General features: G+C 67.7%; 14 protein-coding genes and 1 tRNA gene. 11 read left to right on the top strand and 4 right to left on the bottom strand.

What is annotated here, in order from left to right:
- Positions 1–12 precede the first annotated feature (12 nt).
- Positions 13–963, top strand: coding sequence for a cation diffusion facilitator family transporter (locus ACFVTD_RS00810; RefSeq protein WP_387556712.1), 951 nt, complete (start codon positions 13–15; stop codon positions 961–963).
- Between the two features lie 89 nt (positions 964–1,052).
- On the opposite strand, the gene ACFVTD_RS00805 is transcribed toward ACFVTD_RS00810, so the two are convergent.
- The 4 genes from ACFVTD_RS00805 to ACFVTD_RS00790 form a co-directional block, all read right to left on the bottom strand.
- A tRNA-Arg gene (locus ACFVTD_RS00805) sits at positions 1,053–1,125 on the bottom strand.
- 113 nt (positions 1,126–1,238) lie between these two features.
- Positions 1,239–2,795 (bottom strand): ferredoxin--NADP reductase, encoded by a 1,557-nt coding sequence (locus tag ACFVTD_RS00800; protein WP_387556710.1) that lies wholly within the window; start codon positions 2,793–2,795, stop codon positions 1,239–1,241.
- The gene (locus tag ACFVTD_RS00795; protein WP_387556708.1) at positions 2,792–3,664 is read right to left on the bottom strand and encodes an FAD:protein FMN transferase; all 873 of its coding nucleotides are present in this window, start codon (positions 3,662–3,664) and stop codon (positions 2,792–2,794) included. The genes ACFVTD_RS00800 and ACFVTD_RS00795 overlap by 4 nt, the downstream gene beginning before the upstream one ends.
- A gap of 3 nt (positions 3,665–3,667) precedes the next feature.
- Entirely contained in the window at positions 3,668–4,042 is a 375-nt protein-coding gene (locus ACFVTD_RS00790) for an FMN-binding protein (RefSeq protein ID WP_387558908.1), read from the bottom strand.
- 345 nt (positions 4,043–4,387) lie between these two features.
- On the opposite strand from ACFVTD_RS00790, the gene argS reads away from it, so the two are divergent.
- From argS to ACFVTD_RS00740, 10 genes are all read left to right on the top strand, one after another.
- Positions 4,388–6,052 (top strand): arginine--tRNA ligase, encoded by a 1,665-nt coding sequence (gene argS, locus ACFVTD_RS00785; protein WP_387556706.1) that lies wholly within the window; start codon positions 4,388–4,390, stop codon positions 6,050–6,052.
- A gap of 3 nt (positions 6,053–6,055) precedes the next feature.
- Positions 6,056–7,531: a diaminopimelate decarboxylase gene (lysA, locus tag ACFVTD_RS00780; protein WP_387556704.1), complete on the top strand. Its 1,476-nt coding sequence runs from the start codon at positions 6,056–6,058 to the stop codon at positions 7,529–7,531.
- The gene (locus tag ACFVTD_RS00775; protein ID WP_387556701.1) at positions 7,532–8,848 is read left to right on the top strand and encodes a homoserine dehydrogenase; all 1,317 of its coding nucleotides are present in this window, start codon (positions 7,532–7,534) and stop codon (positions 8,846–8,848) included.
- Positions 8,849–9,955 (top strand): threonine synthase, encoded by a 1,107-nt coding sequence (gene thrC / locus ACFVTD_RS00770; protein ID WP_387556699.1) that lies wholly within the window; start codon positions 8,849–8,851, stop codon positions 9,953–9,955.
- Positions 9,956–9,957: 2 nt separating this feature from the next.
- Positions 9,958–10,932: a homoserine kinase gene (gene thrB / locus ACFVTD_RS00765; protein ID WP_387556697.1), complete on the top strand. Its 975-nt coding sequence runs from the start codon at positions 9,958–9,960 to the stop codon at positions 10,930–10,932.
- A 292-nt stretch (positions 10,933–11,224) separates the two neighbouring features.
- Entirely contained in the window at positions 11,225–13,348 is a 2,124-nt protein-coding gene (rho, locus tag ACFVTD_RS00760; protein ID WP_387556695.1) for a transcription termination factor Rho, read from the top strand.
- A gap of 243 nt (positions 13,349–13,591) precedes the next feature.
- Positions 13,592–14,665, top strand: a complete 1,074-nt coding sequence (gene prfA, locus ACFVTD_RS00755; protein WP_387556693.1) for a peptide chain release factor 1 — start codon at positions 13,592–13,594, stop codon at positions 14,663–14,665.
- Positions 14,666–14,675: 10 nt separating this feature from the next.
- On the top strand, positions 14,676–15,557 hold the full coding sequence (gene prmC, locus ACFVTD_RS00750; RefSeq protein ID WP_387556691.1) for a peptide chain release factor N(5)-glutamine methyltransferase: 882 nt from the start codon (positions 14,676–14,678) through the stop codon (positions 15,555–15,557).
- On the top strand, positions 15,554–16,360 hold the full coding sequence (locus ACFVTD_RS00745; protein WP_387556689.1) for an L-threonylcarbamoyladenylate synthase: 807 nt from the start codon (positions 15,554–15,556) through the stop codon (positions 16,358–16,360). Before prmC ends, ACFVTD_RS00745 begins: the two co-directional genes overlap by 4 nt.
- The gene (locus ACFVTD_RS00740; protein WP_387556687.1) at positions 16,360–17,127 is read left to right on the top strand and encodes a WecB/TagA/CpsF family glycosyltransferase; all 768 of its coding nucleotides are present in this window, start codon (positions 16,360–16,362) and stop codon (positions 17,125–17,127) included. The genes ACFVTD_RS00745 and ACFVTD_RS00740 overlap by 1 nt, the downstream gene beginning before the upstream one ends.
- Positions 17,128–17,151: the final 24 nt, after the last annotated feature.

Here is a 17,151-nt window from a genome sequence, read left to right as displayed (position 1 = left end):
TACGGTAAGCGCATGGCTGAAACCGAAAAGCGAACCAAGTCCAGTTCCACCCTGCTGACGGTCATTATCGCCTTCGCGGCGAACGTGCTCGTGGCGGCGGCAAAGTCGGTGGCAGCCGTGCTCTCCGGCTCGGCTTCGATGGCGGCGGAGGCGGCGCACTCCTGGGCGGATACGGGCAACCAGGTGTTCCTGTTCTTCGCGGAACGGCGGTCGGCCCGGCCCCGGGACAAGGGCCACCCGATGGGGTACGGCCGCGAAGCCTACGTCTGGTCGATGTTCGCCGCGTTCGGCCTGTTTACTGCCGGTGCGGTGGTGTCCATCATGCACGGCATCCAGGAAATCATTTCCCCGGAGCCGGCCGCCGACTTCATGGTGGCGTACATCGTCCTGGCAGTGGCCTTCGTCTTCGAAGGGATCTCCTTCGTCCAGGCGTTCCGCCAAACCCGGAAAGCGGCCCATGAACTGGAACGGCACACCCTCGAACAAGTCCTCATCAGCTCCGATCCCACGCTGCGCGCCGTCTTCGCCGAGGACGCCGCGGCGCTGGTCGGCCTTGTCGTGGCGTTCGTTGGCGTGTTCCTGCACCAGGTCACCGGGTCCCCGCTGCCCGATGCGATTGGTTCGATAGCTGTCGGCGTGTTGCTCGCCGTCGTCGCCGTGGTCCTGATCGACCGGAACCGGCGCTTCCTGGTGGGCCAGGGCGTCACCCCCGATATTGAGCGTTCCATGGCGCGGCGGGTGCTGGAGCACCGCGACATCGCCCGGCTCACCTACCTGCACCTGGAATTCGTTGGCCCGCGCAAGCTGTACCTCGTGGCGGCCGTGGACCTGGAGGGGGACCATCCGGAGCATGAGGTGGCGGTGGCCCTGCGCAGGATCGAGCGGGAACTGGAGGACCACGAAACGGTTGAAGAAGCCGTGCTGACCTTGGCGACCCTGGATGAGCCGGCACTGAAGTTCTGATCCGGTTCCCCGGGCGGACCGGCGCCGGGCGGCAGACCCCCGGGAACGAAAAACCCCCGCCGCTTCAAGAAGCGGCGGGGGGTTCCATGTGCCCTCGGTAGGATTCGAACCTACGGCCTTCTGCTCCGGAGGCAGACGCTCTATCCCCTGAGCTACGAGGGCAATTTTCCGGATATCCCGCTGTTCCCGGCGGGACGTCCTAGAGCTTAGCAGGAAGGTGGCCCGCAAGGGAAAACAGGCGCAGGGCCAGGTCCGCGAAGGCTGATGGCGTGGCCTCAGTAGCCGGCAAAAGAGTCGCTTCTGACCCTGCGCGCGCCGGCGCGGCGGGCTGCCCGGCGGAGGGATGCGACGCTTGCCGGCGAGCCGGAGACGAACACATCCCGGCGGGCAATGTCCGGGACCAGCGCCGCAAGCGCCTTTCCATCCAGCCGGCCCGGCGCGCCGTGCGCTCCGGGTGGCGCGGAGGCCAGGCCTGACGGCGGCCGGGAGCCGTCCGCCAGCATCACCATCACCGGGAGTCCGGAGGCCCGGAGTTCGTCCGCGTAGGGCACTTCGTCCGCACTCCTGGCCAGGAGCAGGAGGACGGCATCCCGCTCCCGCAGGGCACCGGAGGACAGGTGGGACACGAATGGCGTGATGCCGATGCCTGCGGCGATGAGCAGCACCGGCCGGCGGGGATCCTGCGGCAGGACAAAGTCGCCGCCAACCGCGGTGGCCATCACCTGGTCACCGGGCCTCAGCGCGAGGAGGGCCTCCTTTGCCGCAGACACCGGTCCGGCCGTGCGCACACCAAAAGACACCAGCCGCCCGCCGGGGGAACCGGTCAGGCTGAACACGCGGCGGCGGCCTTTCCCATCCGGCCTGGCGTGTGGGAGGTCCAGCTCCATGTACTGTCCGGGGAGGAAACGCACCGGCCTGGCGGGCTCGAAAGAGAACTCGGCCGTGGTGGGCGTCAGCGGGCGGCTTCCGGCAAACCGGAGCTTCACGGCCCCGCGCTGGCCGGCCAGGAAGGCCAGCAGGTTGCCTGCCAGCAGCGCCGCCTCGGGGGAGTTCGCCACGATGCCCAGGTTCCACGGGACCGCGAAGAGCACGCCCACCACGGCGGCAAGGACCAGTTGCTGGCGTCGCCGCGGCGGCAACGTGAGGGGCTCGGTCAGCATGAAGCCCACGAAGAACAGCACCGGACGCTGCGCGAGGGCCTGCCAGAGCGCCGTCCCGGCCGTCATGCCGGAGCGAAGCAGTTCAACGTTGATGATGGCGGCCGCAACGGCAGTGAACACGGCCGCCATCAACAGCTTTCGCGTCCGGTGCAGGACCAGCAGCACGCCCGGCACCAGCAGCCAGAGCATGGCCGGTGTCGCAGCCCACCACGTCGCAATGTTCAGCCCGGTCAGGCCGGTGGCGAAGGCGCCGGCCGCGGCAGGGTTGAAGATGTGCCGTCCCCGCCAGGCCAGTGCGTACTTCGACGCCGACGCCAGGAGGCACGCCAGCGCCACCCCGGCCAGGTCCATGGGCTGCAGCGAGGGCCAGAACAGGAAATAGAGCAGCAGCCCGGTGATCAGGGAGGACTCCGTGTGGGGATTCACCTGGAAGAACGCAGCCAGGGCCCGGTTGGCGGCCCAGGTCAACCCGAGGCACAGTGCCAGGTGTGCCAGCATCGCGGGGATGCCGAACGTCAGCCAGCCCAGCACGTTGAGCAGCAGGCTGTAAGCGGCAAGTGCTGCCAGGACCAGGAGGATGAGCCGGTACATGGTGAACCGGCCCACGGCGGTGCCGATCCGTCCCGCCAGGGAGGGGGCCGGACCGGTTTGGGGTGTGTCCACGGGGGTCATGGGAACAGCTTCCCTTCGAATTCGGCCGAGTAGGCTGCGCTGCCGTCGGAAAAGACTGTCAGCCAGGAAAATTCGAACGCCTCCGCGAGCAGGGCGCCCGGAACGAAGAAGAGGGCAGTGGCGAGGGCATCGGCAACCATGGCTGTCTCCGCCAGCGCCCAGGTGGCGACGGCGGTCCGCACCGGCTGCCCGGTGGTTCCGTCCAGGACATGGTGCAGTCCGTCGCCCCAGGCGCGCCGGTTGGCGGCCGAGGCGCACAGCGCCCGGTCCTGCAGGTCCACGACGCCGATGGCCTGTGCCGGGTTGTAGGGGTGCTCAAGCGCCACGCTGACGGGGCCGGTGCCCCTGGCCAGCAGGTCACCGCCGGCATCGACGACGAACGCGCCAATCCCTGCAGCCTCCAGTTCCCGGGCCAGCAGGTCCACCAGCAAGCCCTTGCCGGCGGCACCGATGTCGAGCACCACGGGGGCGCTCGTGGCCAGGACCGTTCCGGCCCAGCTGAGCACCGATTCCCAGGCCGGTGCCGGGAGCGGCGGCCCCGCTGCCCGGAGGGAGTACTCCGGGCCATACCCCAGGCGCTCCAGGCTGCCGCCAATGAGGGGTGTCATGGCGCCGTCCGTCAACCCGTAGAGCCGCCGGTACAGCTCACCCAGCGGAGCGGCCTCATCCGGGAAGCGGTAGCGTCCGGGCTGCCGGGCCATGGCTGCAACGCGGGAGTCGGCGCGGAAACGGGACCACTCGCCGTCGAACTTTTCCACCTTGGCCAACACCCGTGCCCGCACGTCGCGCGGCAAGGGCAGGGGAGTGGTGATGTGCCAGTCAGTACCGATCCCCTGGAACGAAAAGTCTTCCCGGTCTGTCGCGGGCACCGCCTAGTGCGCCTCCGCCTTGATCTTCGCCAGGGCCTGGTTGAACCCGCCGCTGGTCAGTGAGGAACCGGAAACCTTGGAAACGTTGAGCTCATCGATGTTCCTGCCCACCACCTGGGCTGCGATGCCCCCGGCGAACTGGCCCTGGAATTTGCGGGTATTGGGGTTGGACGGGTGCTGGGTGATCTTGACGTCCGTGACTTTTCCCGCAGCAAGCGTCACCTGCACCCCCACCGTCTCCGTGCCGTTGGGCGAAACGTAGTTGCCGTCCGCACTGTAGGTGCCGTCCTTGTAGCCTTCGCCGCTGCCGGCCAGGGCGGAGGGTGCACCTGTTGCCCCAGGTGTGCTGTCGGCAGTGGACGGCGCGCAGCCCGCCACGGTTCCTGCCAGGGACAGGCCGGCGATGCCGGCGGCGAAGCCCTGGCGCAGGACGATTCCTGGTCTGGAAGCGCCCTTGGGGGCAACGGTACTCCCGGGAGTGGTTGGGCTTTTGGGGAAGGAGGGTCTCATGAAGGCTCTCGTTTCTGTTTCGGGCAGTTGCACTTCGTGGGGGCCGGCCCCCTCCTGTGGGGGAGGCGCCGTGCGGCAATGGCTACGGTTTAGTCAACGCAGGATCCGCCCGAATGGTTCACGGAGCGGCCGGGAAGCGTATTTGTTCCGTGCAGCCCGGCGGGAGTGGCCGTCAAATTCTTTGCTGTCACTGGCCCCCGGTAGGCTAGAGGGGTGACTCCCGAAGAACTTTCCCTCGCCATATCCGCCTGCCTCAAGGACGCCGTCGCCGCCGGTGACATTGCCCTTGCAGCGTCAGCCATTCCGGCTGAGGTGCGCGTGGAGCGGCCCAAGAACCGGGACCACGGCGACTGGGCCACCAACATCGCCCTCCAGCTCGCCAAGCAGGCCGGCACCAACCCGCGCGAATTCGCCGCCGTCCTCAGCAGCCGGCTCAAGTCCATCGACGGGGTCTCCGGTGTGGATATTGCCGGGCCGGGGTTCCTGAACATCACGGTGGACGCCGCTGCCGCCGGTGCCCTGGCCAAGGTCATCGTTGAGGCCGGCAAGGACTACGGCACCAATACTGCGCTCGCCGGTCGCACCGTGAACATGGAATTCGTGTCCGCCAATCCCACCGGTCCGCTGCACATCGGCCACACCCGCTGGGCCGCCCTGGGTGACTCGATTGCCCGCGTGCTGCGCGCTTCCGGCGCAGACGTCACGGCGGAGTACTACATCAACGACGCCGGCTCGCAGATGAACACCTTCGCCAACTCCGTCTATTCCCGCCTGCATGGGCTTCCGGTTCCGGACGGCGGCTACCCAGGGCAGTACATCGCCGATCTGGGCCAAGAAGTCCTCACCGCCCACCCGGACATCCGCGAGCTCACCGAAGTTGCGGCCCTGCCGGTCATCCGGGCCGCGGCCTATGAAGCCCAGATGAAGGACATCAAGGCCACCCTTGCCGAGTTCGGCGTCGAATTCGACGTCTTCTTCTCCGAGCAGGAACTGCACGACGCCGGCGCGATCGAAAATGCCGTGGCCCGCCTGCGCGAGCAGGGCCACGTGTTCGACGACGGCGGTGCGGTCTGGCTGCGGACCACGGACTTTGGCGACGACAAGGACCGCGTGATGATCCGAGCCAACGGCGAGCCCACCTACTTCGCCGCGGATGCCGCCTACTACCTGTCCAAGAAGGACCGCGGCTTCACGGAAAAGATCTACCTCCTCGGCGCCGACCACCACGGCTACATCAACCGGCTCAAGGCCATTGCCGCCGCGGCCGGGGATGATCCGGAAGTCAACATCGAGGTGCTGATTGGCCAGCTGGTTTCGGTTAATGGAGCCAAGCTGTCCAAGCGCGCGGGCAACATCATCGAACTCAAGGACCTGATTGAGTGGCTGGGCAAGGATGCCGTCCGCTACTCCCTGGCCCGGTTCCCCGCCGACTCGCCGTTGACGCTTGATCCTGAACTGCTGAAGAAGCACAGCAACGAGAACCCCGTGTTCTACGTCCAGTACGCCCACGCCCGTTCCCGCGGCGCCGCGCGCAACGCCGTGGCGGCCGGCGTCGAACGCCAGCTGGACGGGCAGGACAGCTTCGACGCATCGCTCCTGGACCACGCCACAGAAAACGAGCTGCTGTCCTACCTGGGCAGCTACCCCTCGATTGTGGCCAAGGCCGCGGAACTGCGCGAACCGCACCGCGTGGCCCGCCACCTCGAGGCCATCGCAGGCGCCTACCACCGCTGGTACGACGCCTGCCGTATCGCCCCCATGGGCGAAGAACCCGTCACCGACCTCAACCGCACCCGGCTCTGGCTCAATGACGCCACCAGCCAGGTGCTGGCCAACGGACTTGACCTGCTGGGCGTTTCCGCGCCGGAACGGATGTAAGAAATGTCAGTAGCTTCAAGCACCGCTGCGTCCCCGCTTGCCCCGGAGTGGCTGCAGGTGCCGGCTGACCTGAACGTGCTCCAGGAACCCATGTGGGCCGGCAGCGTCCGGCGCGGAGACGACGGCGGGATCACCGTGGGCGGTGTCAACGTCCGGGAGTTGAAGGAACAGTTCGGCACGCCGCTGTTCGTCATGGACGAGGCCGATTTCCGGTCCCGCGCCCGCGCGTTCAAGGATTCCTTTGACGCCGCCTTCGCAGACATCTGCGGCGGCGTGGACGTCTACTACGCCGGAAAGTCCTTCCTCTGCACCGCCGTGGTGAAGTGGGTGGAGGAGGAAGGGCTGCGCCTGGACACCGCCTCCGGCGGCGAACTGGCGGTGGCAGCTCGCGCGGGCATCGCGGGGGAGCGCGTGGCGCTGCACGGCAACAACAAGTCCGACGCCGAAATCAACCGGGCGCTGGACATGGGCCTGGGCCGGATCGTCGTGGACAGCCTCGACGAGCTCGCACGCGTCGGCGCCATCGCGCAGGGCCGCGGGGAGCAGGCGAAGGTCATGCTTCGGCTCACCCCGGGAGTGCACGCCCACACGCACGAATTCATTGCCACCGCCCACGAGGACCAGAAGTTCGGCCTGTCCATGGCAGCCGACACCACCGACGAGGCCGGCATCTCCGCCGCCGAGGAAGCCGTGGCAGCGGCAGCGGCGCACCCCGGCATCGAACTCCTCGGCCTGCACTGCCACATCGGTTCCCAGATCTTTGAACCCGACGGCTTCGCCCTTGCCGCCGAGAAGCTGCTCCGTTTCCTGGCCGCCATGCAGGAAAAATACTCCATCACCATGCCGGAACTCGATCTCGGCGGCGGCTACGGAATCGCCTACACGCCCGTGGACACCCCGCGCCCTGCCGCGGAGATCGCCAACGCGATGGCCGCCGTCGTGCGTTCCACCTGCGCCGAACTGGGCATCGACGCGCCGCGCATCTCCATCGAGCCCGGCCGGGCGATCGTTGGCAGCACCACGTTCACACTGTACGAAGTCGGCACGCTGAAGACCGTCAGGGTGGACGCCCCCGGCTCGTCCGCGGAGGGTGACGCGGGCAACAACGTTACGCATCCCCGCCGGTATGTTTCGGTGGACGGCGGCATGAGCGACAACGCCCGCCCGGTGCTGTACGACGCGGATTATTCGGCCGTGCTTGCCTCCCGCACCTCCGAGGCGGCCCCCCAGCTGTCCCGCGTAGTGGGCAAACATTGCGAGAGCGGCGACATAGTTGTTAGAGATGTATATCTGCCCGAGGACGTGGCAGCCGGTGATCTGCTTGCCGTCCCGGGAACCGGCGCCTACTGCTGGGCCCTCTCGAGCAACTACAACTATCTGGCCCGGCCGGGCGTTGTCGCGGTGCGCGACGGATCTGCCCGGCTGATTGTCCGCGGGGAAACCGAAGAAGATCTGCTGAACCGCGACATGGGAGCCTGAATGACGGAAATGCGAACGCTGAAAGTAGCCCTGCTGGGCTGTGGCAACGTTGGAGCCCAGGTTGCGCGGATCCTCATTGAGGACGCCGACGCCCTCGCCGCCCGCACCGGCGCACGGCTGGAACTCAGTGGCATCGCTGTGCGCAACGTGAACTCCAAGCGTGACGTCGAGCTGCCGCAGGAACTGTTCACCACTGACGCCGAGACCCTGGTCAAGGACGCCGACCTTGTCATCGAGTTGATGGGCGGCATCGAGCCCGCGCGCACCCTGATCCTCGCGGCGCTGCGTAACGGCGCCTGCGTGGTCACCGGCAACAAGGCGCTGCTGGCGCAGGACGGTCCCACGCTTTACGAAGAGGCGGACAAGGCCGGCGTCCAGCTGTCCTACGAGGCCGCCGTGGCCGGCGCCATCCCCATCCTGCGCCCCATCCGCGACAGTCTCTCCGGCGACCGGATCACCCGAGTGCTGGGCATCGTCAACGGCACCACCAACTTCATCCTTGACCAGATGGACACCACCGGCGCCCAGTTCGCTGACGCCCTCGCCGAAGCCCAGCGCCTTGGCTACGCGGAAGCGGACCCCACGGCCGACGTCGAAGGCCATGACGCCGCCGCGAAAGCCGCCATCCTCGCGTCGCTCTCCTTCCACACCCGCTTCGCGCTCGACGATGTCCACTGTGAAGGCATCACCTCCGTCAGCGCTTCGGACATCGCTGCCGCGAAAGACGCCGGCTTCGTCATCAAGCTGCTGGCCATCGCCGAGAAACTGACCGACGCCGACGGCAAGGAGGGCGTGTCCGTCCGCGTGCACCCCACCTTGCTGCCCCGTGAGCACCCGCTGGCTGCCGTCCGAGGTGCCTTCAACGCGGTCTTCATCGAGGCCGAGAACGCCGGTGAGCTGATGTTCTACGGCCAGGGCGCAGGCGGAACCCCCACGGCGTCCGCTGTCCTGGGCGACCTCGTTTCGGCAGCGCGGCGCCTGGTCCTGGGCGGTCCCGGCCGCACCGAAACCACCACCGGACACGTTCCCGCGCTGCCCATCGACGCCGCCACCACCAGCTACTACATCGGCCTGGACGTTGCCGACCAGCCCGGTGTCCTGGCAAAGATTGCCCAGCTCTTCGCCGAGCATGGGGTCTCCATTGAAATCATGCGGCAGACCATCCACCGTGACTCGGCTTCCAACGTGGAGTCGGCCGAACTACGGATTGTCACCCACCGTGCGTCAGAGGCTGCCCTTGCAGCCACCGTCGAGGCCGTGAAGGGCCTGGACGTCATCAATTCAGTTACATCCGTTTTGCGGGTAGAAGGAGTCTAAGTGGCTCACCAATGGCGCGGTGTCATCCGCGAATACGCTGACCGTCTGCCCGTGACGGAGTCCACCAGGGTCATCACCCTGGGCGAGGGCGGTACACCGCTGGTTCACGCGCAGAAGCTGTCCGGGCTCACCGGGTCCGAGGTCTACCTCAAGGTGGAGGGCATGAACCCCACCGGCTCCTTCAAGGACCGGGGAATGACCATGGCCATGACGGCCGCCGTTGCCTCCGGCGCGAAGGCTGTTGTGTGCGCCTCCACCGGCAACACGTCCGCGTCCGCCGCCGCCTACGCCACGGCCGCCGGCCTGAAGTGCGCCGTCCTGGTGCCGGAAGGCAAGATCTCCATGGGCAAGCTCAGCCAGGCGATCGCCCACGGCGCCACGCTTTTGCAGGTGGACGGCAACTTCGACAACTGCCTGGACATCGCCCGCAAGCTGGGGGAGTCCTACCCCGTCTTCCTGGTGAACTCCGTCAACCCTGCCCGCATCCAGGGCCAGAAGACAGGCGCCTTCGAAGTGGTCGACGCCCTGGGCGATGCACCGGACATCCACGTCCTTCCCGTGGGCAACGCCGGCAACATCACCGCGTACTGGAAGGGCTACAAGGAATACTCCGCTCCCTTCGAGTCCGACACCGCCGGCACCCTCCCCGCTGTATCCACCAGGACACCCGCCATGTGGGGTTTCCAGGCCGCCGGCGCCGCCCCGTTCGTCGCAGGCCACCCCATCACCGAACCGGACACCATCGCCACCGCCATCCGCATCGGAAACCCTGCCTCCTGGGACGGGGCCGTGGGCGCCCGTGACGAATCGGGCGGCCTCATCGACGCCGTCACCGATGAAGAGATCCTCAACGCCCACCGCTGGCTGTCATCCAAGGAAGGCGTCTTCGTGGAGCCCGGTTCCGCGGCCGGCGTGGCGGGCCTGCTCAAGAAGCATGCTGCCGGGGAAGTTCCCAGCGGAAAGAAGATCGTCATCACCGTTACCGGACACGGACTCAAGGACCCCCAGTGGGCCCTCCGCACCGAGGACGGCAGCGACGTCCAGCCGGTCAAGGTTCCCAACGACGTCGTCACCGTGGCCGCTGAGCTGGGACTGGAAGAAAAATAGCCTTGGACACCACCTCGCAGGCCGCCGTTGGACTGCAACTGATTGAGCCGGGCCAGCGCGTCACTGTCCGCGTTCCCGCCACCACTGCCAACCTGGGCCCTGGCTACGACAGCCTGGGGCTGGCGCTGGCACTGCACGACACTTTGACAGTGGAAAGCCTGGACACGGACGAGCTTGTCTTCGAGCTCAGCGGCGAGGGCGCAGACACCCTTCCGCGGGATGCCAGCCACCTGGTCATCAGGGCCATGGACGCGGCGTTTGAGCGGCTGGGCTACCGGCACGGCGGCCTGAAGGTGACGGCCCGGAACGTCAACCCGCACGGCCGTGGGTTGGGCTCCTCCGCGTCGGCAGTGGTGGCCGCAGTCTCGGCTGCCAACGCCATGGTTCCGGCGGAAAGCCGCCGCGGAAAGGACTGGATCCTCCAGCTCACCAGCGAAATGGAAGGCCACCCGGACAACGTCGCACCCGCGATTTTCGGCGGGCTGGCGCTGTCATGGCAGGACAGTGAGCAGTACAGCAGCACCAGTGCCACGGTTGCCGGAGCCGTGATCCCCGTCGTGGCGGTCCCGGACTTCGAGCTCTCCACCGAAGCCGCCCGCGCCCTGCTGCCCGCATCAGTGGGACACCACGCCGCGGCAATGAATTCCGGCAGGGCAGCGCTGCTGATCCACGCACTCACACAGCAGCCGGAATTCCTGCTGCCGGGCACCGAGGACTACCTGCACCAGAGCTACCGCGCGGAGGCCATGCGGCCCAGTGCGGCACTGATCGCGGCCCTCCGCAAGGCAGGCTTTGCCGCAGTGGTTTCCGGTGCCGGGCCAACCGTACTGGTGCTTGCCAACGGGGAGGCGCAGGCCACGGACGCCGTGGCCTTCATCGAAGCCTTTACGGCGGAGAACACGCCGGACATCGGCTGGCGCGTGCTGAAGCTCGCAGTGGACGTTGAAGGTGCTAAGGTGGACGTGCACCGGCGGTAATTCCGCCTATCTGATCTGCTCCTGCATTCAGTTGCTGTTTGATCTACCACTGTGAATGTATTCCGGTGCCACCTGCTTGGTCTGTCGCAGGAATCTGCAGCATCCAACTGCCCCTGAAGCGTCAGTCAGGCGTTGCGCCGTGGGCGCAGCGCAAGGTGAATCAGTATCCGGCCCTGCTGGCCGAAATCCAACCGGCAAGGCTGAAATCCGGCTGCAGATCTGAACTGCAGCCCAGATCAAATCATCGCGTCCAGCTCCCAGTCTGGACGCCGTCGAGGGGGAAGGATCCTTCGTGACCGAAACCACTGAGCTGTCGCCAGCTGTGGAACACACAACTTCTGCTGCCGAATCATCGGCAGCACCCGCCAAGAGCAGCGGCCTCGCCGGCCTTAAGCTCGCCCAGCTGCAGGCCCTCGCCAGCCAGCTCGGTATCTCCGGCGGCTCCCGCATGCGCAAGGGGGACCTGGTCTCGGCCATTTCCGCCCACCGCGCAGGCACCCTGACCGTCAAGACCCCTGCCAAGGCAGCGGGCAAGGCCCCCGAAAGCACCGTGGCCCCGGCTGCAGCCGCTCCGGAAACGGCCGCCGCAGAAGCCCCCGCTGCCGAAGGCACCCGTGCCCGCGGACGCGGCCGCAGCCGCCGCGCTGTCAGCGACGGCGTAGTAGCCCCGGCAGCCGAAGCTCCCGCCGTCGAAACCGTTGCCGCGCCTGCCGCCGCAGCCGTTGACGCGCCGTCGGCCGCCCCCGCGGAAACCACCGAGGCATCCGAAGGCACCCCCGAGCGCCGCCAGCCCCGCACCCGCAACCGCCGCCGCAGCGAAGCCGCTGCCGCCTCCATCCAGGAAGCTCCGGTCGAAACCCCGGCAGAGCAGCCGGCAACGGAGCAGCGTGCAGGTGAACAGCGCACCGAAGCCCCCGCCGAAGCAGGGGACTCCGGGCAGCGCGCTGACCGCCGCGAAGGCGGCCGGACCCGCGGCCGCGACAACGTCCGCGATTCCGACGGTGGCCGCGACAACAGCGGCAGCCGCGAAGCCGGCCAGCGCGACGGCGGCCGGGACAACCGCGACAACGACGACTCCGACGGCGGAAGCCGCCGCAACCGCCGCAACCGCCGCGACCGGAATGACCGCAACGACCGCTCCGGCGGCCAGGACCGGGACAACTCCCGCAACGACCGCTTCCGCGACCGCAACGACCGCCGCCGCGGCCGCAACCAGGGCCCGGACGTGGACGACGTCGAGGTTACCGACGACGACGTCCTGCTGCCGGTCGCCGGCATCCTGGACGTCCTGGAGAACTACGCGTTCATCCGCACCTCCGGCTACCTGCCCGGCCCCAACGACGTCTACGTCTCCCTGGCCCAGGTCAAGAAGTACAACCTGCGCAAGGGTGACGCCGTAGTCGGCGCCATCCGTGCACCCCGCGAAGGCGAGGACCGCAACCAGCAGTCCAACCGCCAGAAGTTCAACGCCCTGGTCCGCGTCACCTCTGTCAACGGCAAGACGCCTGAAGAGCTCAAGGACCGCGTCGAATTCGCCAAGCTCGTTCCGCTGTACCCCTCCGAGCGCCTGCGCCTGGAAACCGACCCCAAGAAGATCGGTCCCCGCGTCATCGACCTCGTGGCCCCGATCGGCAAGGGCCAGCGCGGCCTGATCGTCTCCCCGCCCAAGGCCGGCAAGACGCTGATCCTGCAGTCCATCGCCAACGCGATCACCACCAACAACCCTGAGGTCCACCTCATGATGGTGCTGGTTGACGAACGCCCCGAAGAAGTCACGGACATGCAGCGCACCGTCAAGGGTGAGGTCATTGCCTCCACCTTCGACCGTCCCGCCGACGACCACACCACCGTGGCTGAACTCTCCATCGAACGTGCCAAGCGCCTGGTGGAAATGGGCATGGACGTGGTGGTCCTGCTGGACTCCATGACCCGCCTGGGCCGCGCCTACAACCTGGCAGCACCGGCCTCCGGCCGCATCCTGTCCGGTGGTGTGGACTCCGCCGCCCTGTACCCGCCGAAGCGCTTCTTCGGTGCCGCCCGCAACATCGAAAACGGCGGCTCGCTCACCATCCTGGCCACCGCCCTCGTCGAGACCGGTTCCAAGATGGACGAGGTCATCTTCGAAGAGTTCAAGGGCACCGGCAACATGGAACTGCGCCTGTCCCGCCAGCTTGCGGACAAGCGCATCTTCCCGGCCGTGGATGTCAACGCATCCGGTACCCGGCGCGAAGAGAACCTGCTCTCACCCGAAGAAGTCAAGATCATGTGGAAGCTGCGCCGCGTCCTCTCCGGACTCGAAACCCAGCAGAGCCTTGAACTGCTCACCAACAAGATCCGGGAAACCCAGAGCAACGTCGAGTTCCTCATGCAGGTGCAGAAGACGACGCTTGGTGCGAAGTCGGATAACGACAAGTAACTGAGTTACAGGGGCGGGGTGTCGGTGCCTTGCGTGGTTCGCCGCGCGGGTTTTCCGCCCCCGCCCCTTCGCGTGGCGGCTCAGTCCTGACGGACGTGAGCCGCCACGCTCCGGCAGGCCCGATGCCACTCCCGGGGCGGAAAACCCGCGCGTCGGTCGTCCGGCTCACGGTACGTCCGGCCTGCTTTGGGATTGGATTCCTGCGCCCCACTAAAATGGGCACAGAACGAAAGAGGTTTATAGATGTTTGAGTCCGTACAGGGCCTGCTTGATGAGCATGACTCCATCCAGGCTCAGCTGGGGGATCCTGCTGTTTATGCTGACCAGCGGCTTGCCCGGAAGCTGGGGCGGCGGTCGGCTCAGCTCAATGGCATCGTTGAGGCTTACCACAAGTGGGAAGGCATCCGGGATGACCTTGCTGCCGCCAAGGAGATGGCTGCCGAGGATCCCGAGTTTGCTGCCGAGGTGCCTGAACTTGAGGCTGCGCTGGAAACCGCCGCCGCCAAGCTGCGGCGCCTGCTGATTCCCCGCGATCCCGATGACGCCCGCAACGTGATCCTCGAGGTCAAGGGCGGCGAAGGCGGCGACGAGGCCGCCCTGTTCGCCGGCGACCTGCTGCGCATGTACACCCGGTACGCGGAGTCCCGCGGCTGGAAGACTGAAATCATCTCCGCCACCGAGTCGGACCTGGGCGGCTACAAGGACGTCCAGGTGGCCGTCAAGGGCAACTCCAACGACCCCGCCGAAGGCGTGTACGCCCGGCTCAAGTTCGAAGGCGGCGTGCACCGTGTCCAGCGCGTGCCCGTAACCGAGTCCCAGGGCCGCATCCACACCTCGGCTGCCGGCGTGCTGGTCCTGCCCGAAGTGGACGAGCCCGAAGAGCTCGAGATCAACCAGAACGACCTTAGAATCGACGTGTACCGGTCCTCGGGCCCAGGCGGCCAGTCCGTGAACACCACCGACTCCGCCGTGCGCATCACGCACCTCCCCACCGGCATCGTGGTGGCCATGCAGAACGAAAAGTCGCAGCTGCAGAACCGCGAAGCCGGCATGCGCGTCCTGCGCGCCCGCATCCTGGCCCACCAGCAGGAGCAGATCGACGCCGCCAACTCCGAGCAGCGCAAGTCGCAGATCCGCACCATGGACCGCTCCGAACGGATCCGCACCTACAACTATCCGGAGAACCGGATTGCGGACCACCGCACCGGCTACAAGGCCTACAACCTGGACCAGGTCATGAACGGCGACCTGGAACCGGTCATCCAGTCCGCCATCGAGATGGACGAACAGGCACGCCTGGACGCCATCGGCGACTAGTCTTCCCGGCATGAACGCGGGCCAGACCCTCACCGAGGCCGTCAGAGCAGCCACCGCCGTCCTCCGAGAGGCCGGCGTGCCCAGTCCCCGGGTGGATGCCGAACTCCTGGCCGACCACCTGCTCAACGTGGGCCTTGGCCGGCTTCGTGCCCTGATGCTGGGCGACACCCCGGCTCCCGACGGCTACGCGGAGCTCGTTGCCGAACGGGCCGGACGGGTGCCGCTGCAGCACATCACCGGGGTGGCACACTTCCGGTACCTGGAGCTGGCCGTGGGACCTGGCGTGTTCATCCCGCGCCCGGAGACCGAATCGGTGGTCCAGCTGGCCATCGACCACGTCAGGGGGATGCAGCATCCCCGTGTCGTGGACCTCGGGACAGGCTCGGGCGCCATCGCCGGTTCGCTTGCCTCGGAGGTTCCCGGCGCCGAGGTCCACGCGGTCGAATTCAGCCCCTTCGCGCACGCCTGGGCGGCGAAGAACCTGGTGCCGCTCGGCGTGGACCTTGTCCTGGGGGACCTGCGCGACGCCTTTCCGGAACTCAACGGAAGCGTCGACGTCGTGGTTTCCAATCCGCCGTACATCCCGGCGGAAGCCATCCCCAACGAACCCGAAGTTGCCTTGCACGACCCGCCCGAAGCCCTGTACGGCGGGGGAGCGGACGGCATGGAACTTCCGACGGCGGCGGCAAAGTCCGCTGCCAGGCTGCTGCGGCCAGGGGGCTACTTCGTCATGGAACACGCCGAAGTGCAGGCCGGCTGGATCGCCGCCATGCTTGCCAGGACCGGACCCTGGACGGACATCACGACGCACCTGGACCTCAACGGCAAGGAACGCGCCACCAGCGCAGTCCTCGCGGACCAGGCCACACCGAATGAAAGAATGGGCCAGTGACCACAACTTATGACTGCACCATTGAAGACGAGCGCGCCCGCGGCCTCGAAGACGCCCAGCGCGCCATCGGCGAAAAAAAGTGCGTCGTGCTCCCCACGGACACCGTGTACGGCATCGGCGCGGACGCGTTCTCGCCGCAGGCCGTGACCATGCTGCTGGTATCCAAGGGGCGCAGCCGCACCATGCCGCCGCCCGTCCTGATTCCGCGCATCAACGCGCTGGACGGCCTGGCCACTGAGGTGTCCGCCGAGGCGCGCAAGCTCGCTGAGGCCTTCTGGCCCGGAGGCCTGACCCTGATCCTGCACGCCCAGCCGTCCCTCGACTGGGACCTGGGCGAGACCAAGGGGACTGTGGCCCTGCGGATGCCCGCCGATGACGTTGCCCTCGAACTGCTGACCTTGACCGGCCCCCTCGCCGTGTCCTCAGCCAACCGCACCGGCCAGGCTCCGGCCCAGACTGCCGCCGCTGCCCGCGATCAGCTGGCTGATTCGGTGGAGGTGTACCTGGAAGGCGGCCCGCGCCCCCTGGAAGGCGACCCCGGCGTCCCGTCCACCATCGTGGACGCCACCGGACCCGTCCTTCGCGTGGTTCGCGACGGAGCAGTCAGCCTGGAGCAGCTCCGGGAGCACGTCCCCGGAGTCCTTGGCCTGGGGGAGGACCCCACGGCTGAAGGTGAAGCAGGCGCCGCGCAGGCAGTGGATGCACAGGACGACGGCGGCGCCGCGGCTTCGGCCTCCGGCTCGTCCGCCGTGACGGGTCCGGACGCCGAACCCATCGCCCCGGCCGGGGACCAGCAGCCTTGATGACGCTCGAACGCCAGCAGATCCCCGTCCTGGACGTCCACGCCACTCCGCTGCGGGTCCCCGAGCTGATGGCGAAACTGAGCAGCTTCGTAGCGGAGGGATCCACCCGCACGGTCCTGGGCCACAACCTGCACAGCGTCACCCTCACCCTGTCCGACGACGGATTCCGGCGGCTTTACGAGGGCAGCGACGTGGTGCTCCTGGACGGGGCGCCGGTGCTGTGGCTGTGGGGGAGGACCGGCAACGCCGACGGGCCGGTCATGGATTACCGCCTGGGTTCCACGGACTGGCTGCCGGCACTCGACCAGGTGGCCGGCCTTGAACGGATTGCCGTGATCGGCGCCGGCGCCGAGGCGAACGCGGGGGCGGTCAGCCGGCTGCAGGACATCGTTCCGGGCGCACGCGTGTCCGGCTTCCCCGGCGAGGGATGGGGCCCTGGCCTTGAAGACGCAGCCGTTGCGTGGCTGCACGGTGAACAGCCGCAGCTGGTCCTGCTGGGACTCGGCATGCCGCTCCAGGAAGAAGTGCTGCAGCGGCGGCTCGGAGACATGCCGCCTGCCGTGTACTGCGCAGTGGGCGGTGCCATCGAGCAGTTGGCTGGAGTCCAGAAGCTGGCCCCACGGTGGCTGGGCAGGATGGGCCTGGAGTGGGCATGGCGCCTGCTCCTGCATCCGCGCCGCGTCGCGTACCGCGTGCTGGGGGAGCCCTGGGTCCTGCTGTGGCTCCTGGCGGCCCGCAGGCTCAGGAAGTCCGGGCCGGACAGGTAAGCCGGTCCCGGACGCAGCGCCGGC

The organism is Pseudarthrobacter sp. NPDC058119 (assembly GCF_042884655.1).
Lineage (GTDB): Bacteria > Actinomycetota > Actinomycetes > Actinomycetales > Micrococcaceae > Arthrobacter.
The sequence above is the reverse complement of the archived record's forward strand: the minus strand, read 5'-3'. Positions and strand labels throughout refer to the sequence as shown.

What these genes read in the sequence shown, in the direction of transcription:
- prmC (WP_387556691.1), top strand. Translation starts at nt 14,676, where the DNA reads ATGAACGCGGGCCAGACCCTCACCGAGGCCGTCAGAGCAGCCACCGCC.
- lysA (WP_387556704.1), top strand. Translation starts at nt 6,056, where the DNA reads ATGTCAGTAGCTTCAAGCACCGCTGCGTCCCCGCTTGCCCCGGAGTGG.
- ACFVTD_RS00775 (WP_387556701.1), top strand. Translation starts at nt 7,532, where the DNA reads ATGACGGAAATGCGAACGCTGAAAGTAGCCCTGCTGGGCTGTGGCAAC.
- ACFVTD_RS00740 (WP_387556687.1), top strand. Translation starts at nt 16,360, where the DNA reads ATGACGCTCGAACGCCAGCAGATCCCCGTCCTGGACGTCCACGCCACT.
- prfA (WP_387556693.1), top strand. Translation starts at nt 13,592, where the DNA reads ATGTTTGAGTCCGTACAGGGCCTGCTTGATGAGCATGACTCCATCCAG.
- ACFVTD_RS00810 (WP_387556712.1), top strand. Translation starts at nt 13, where the DNA reads ATGGCTGAAACCGAAAAGCGAACCAAGTCCAGTTCCACCCTGCTGACG.
- ACFVTD_RS00800 (WP_387556710.1), bottom strand. Translation starts at nt 2,795, where the DNA reads ATGACCCCCGTGGACACACCCCAAACCGGTCCGGCCCCCTCCCTGGCG.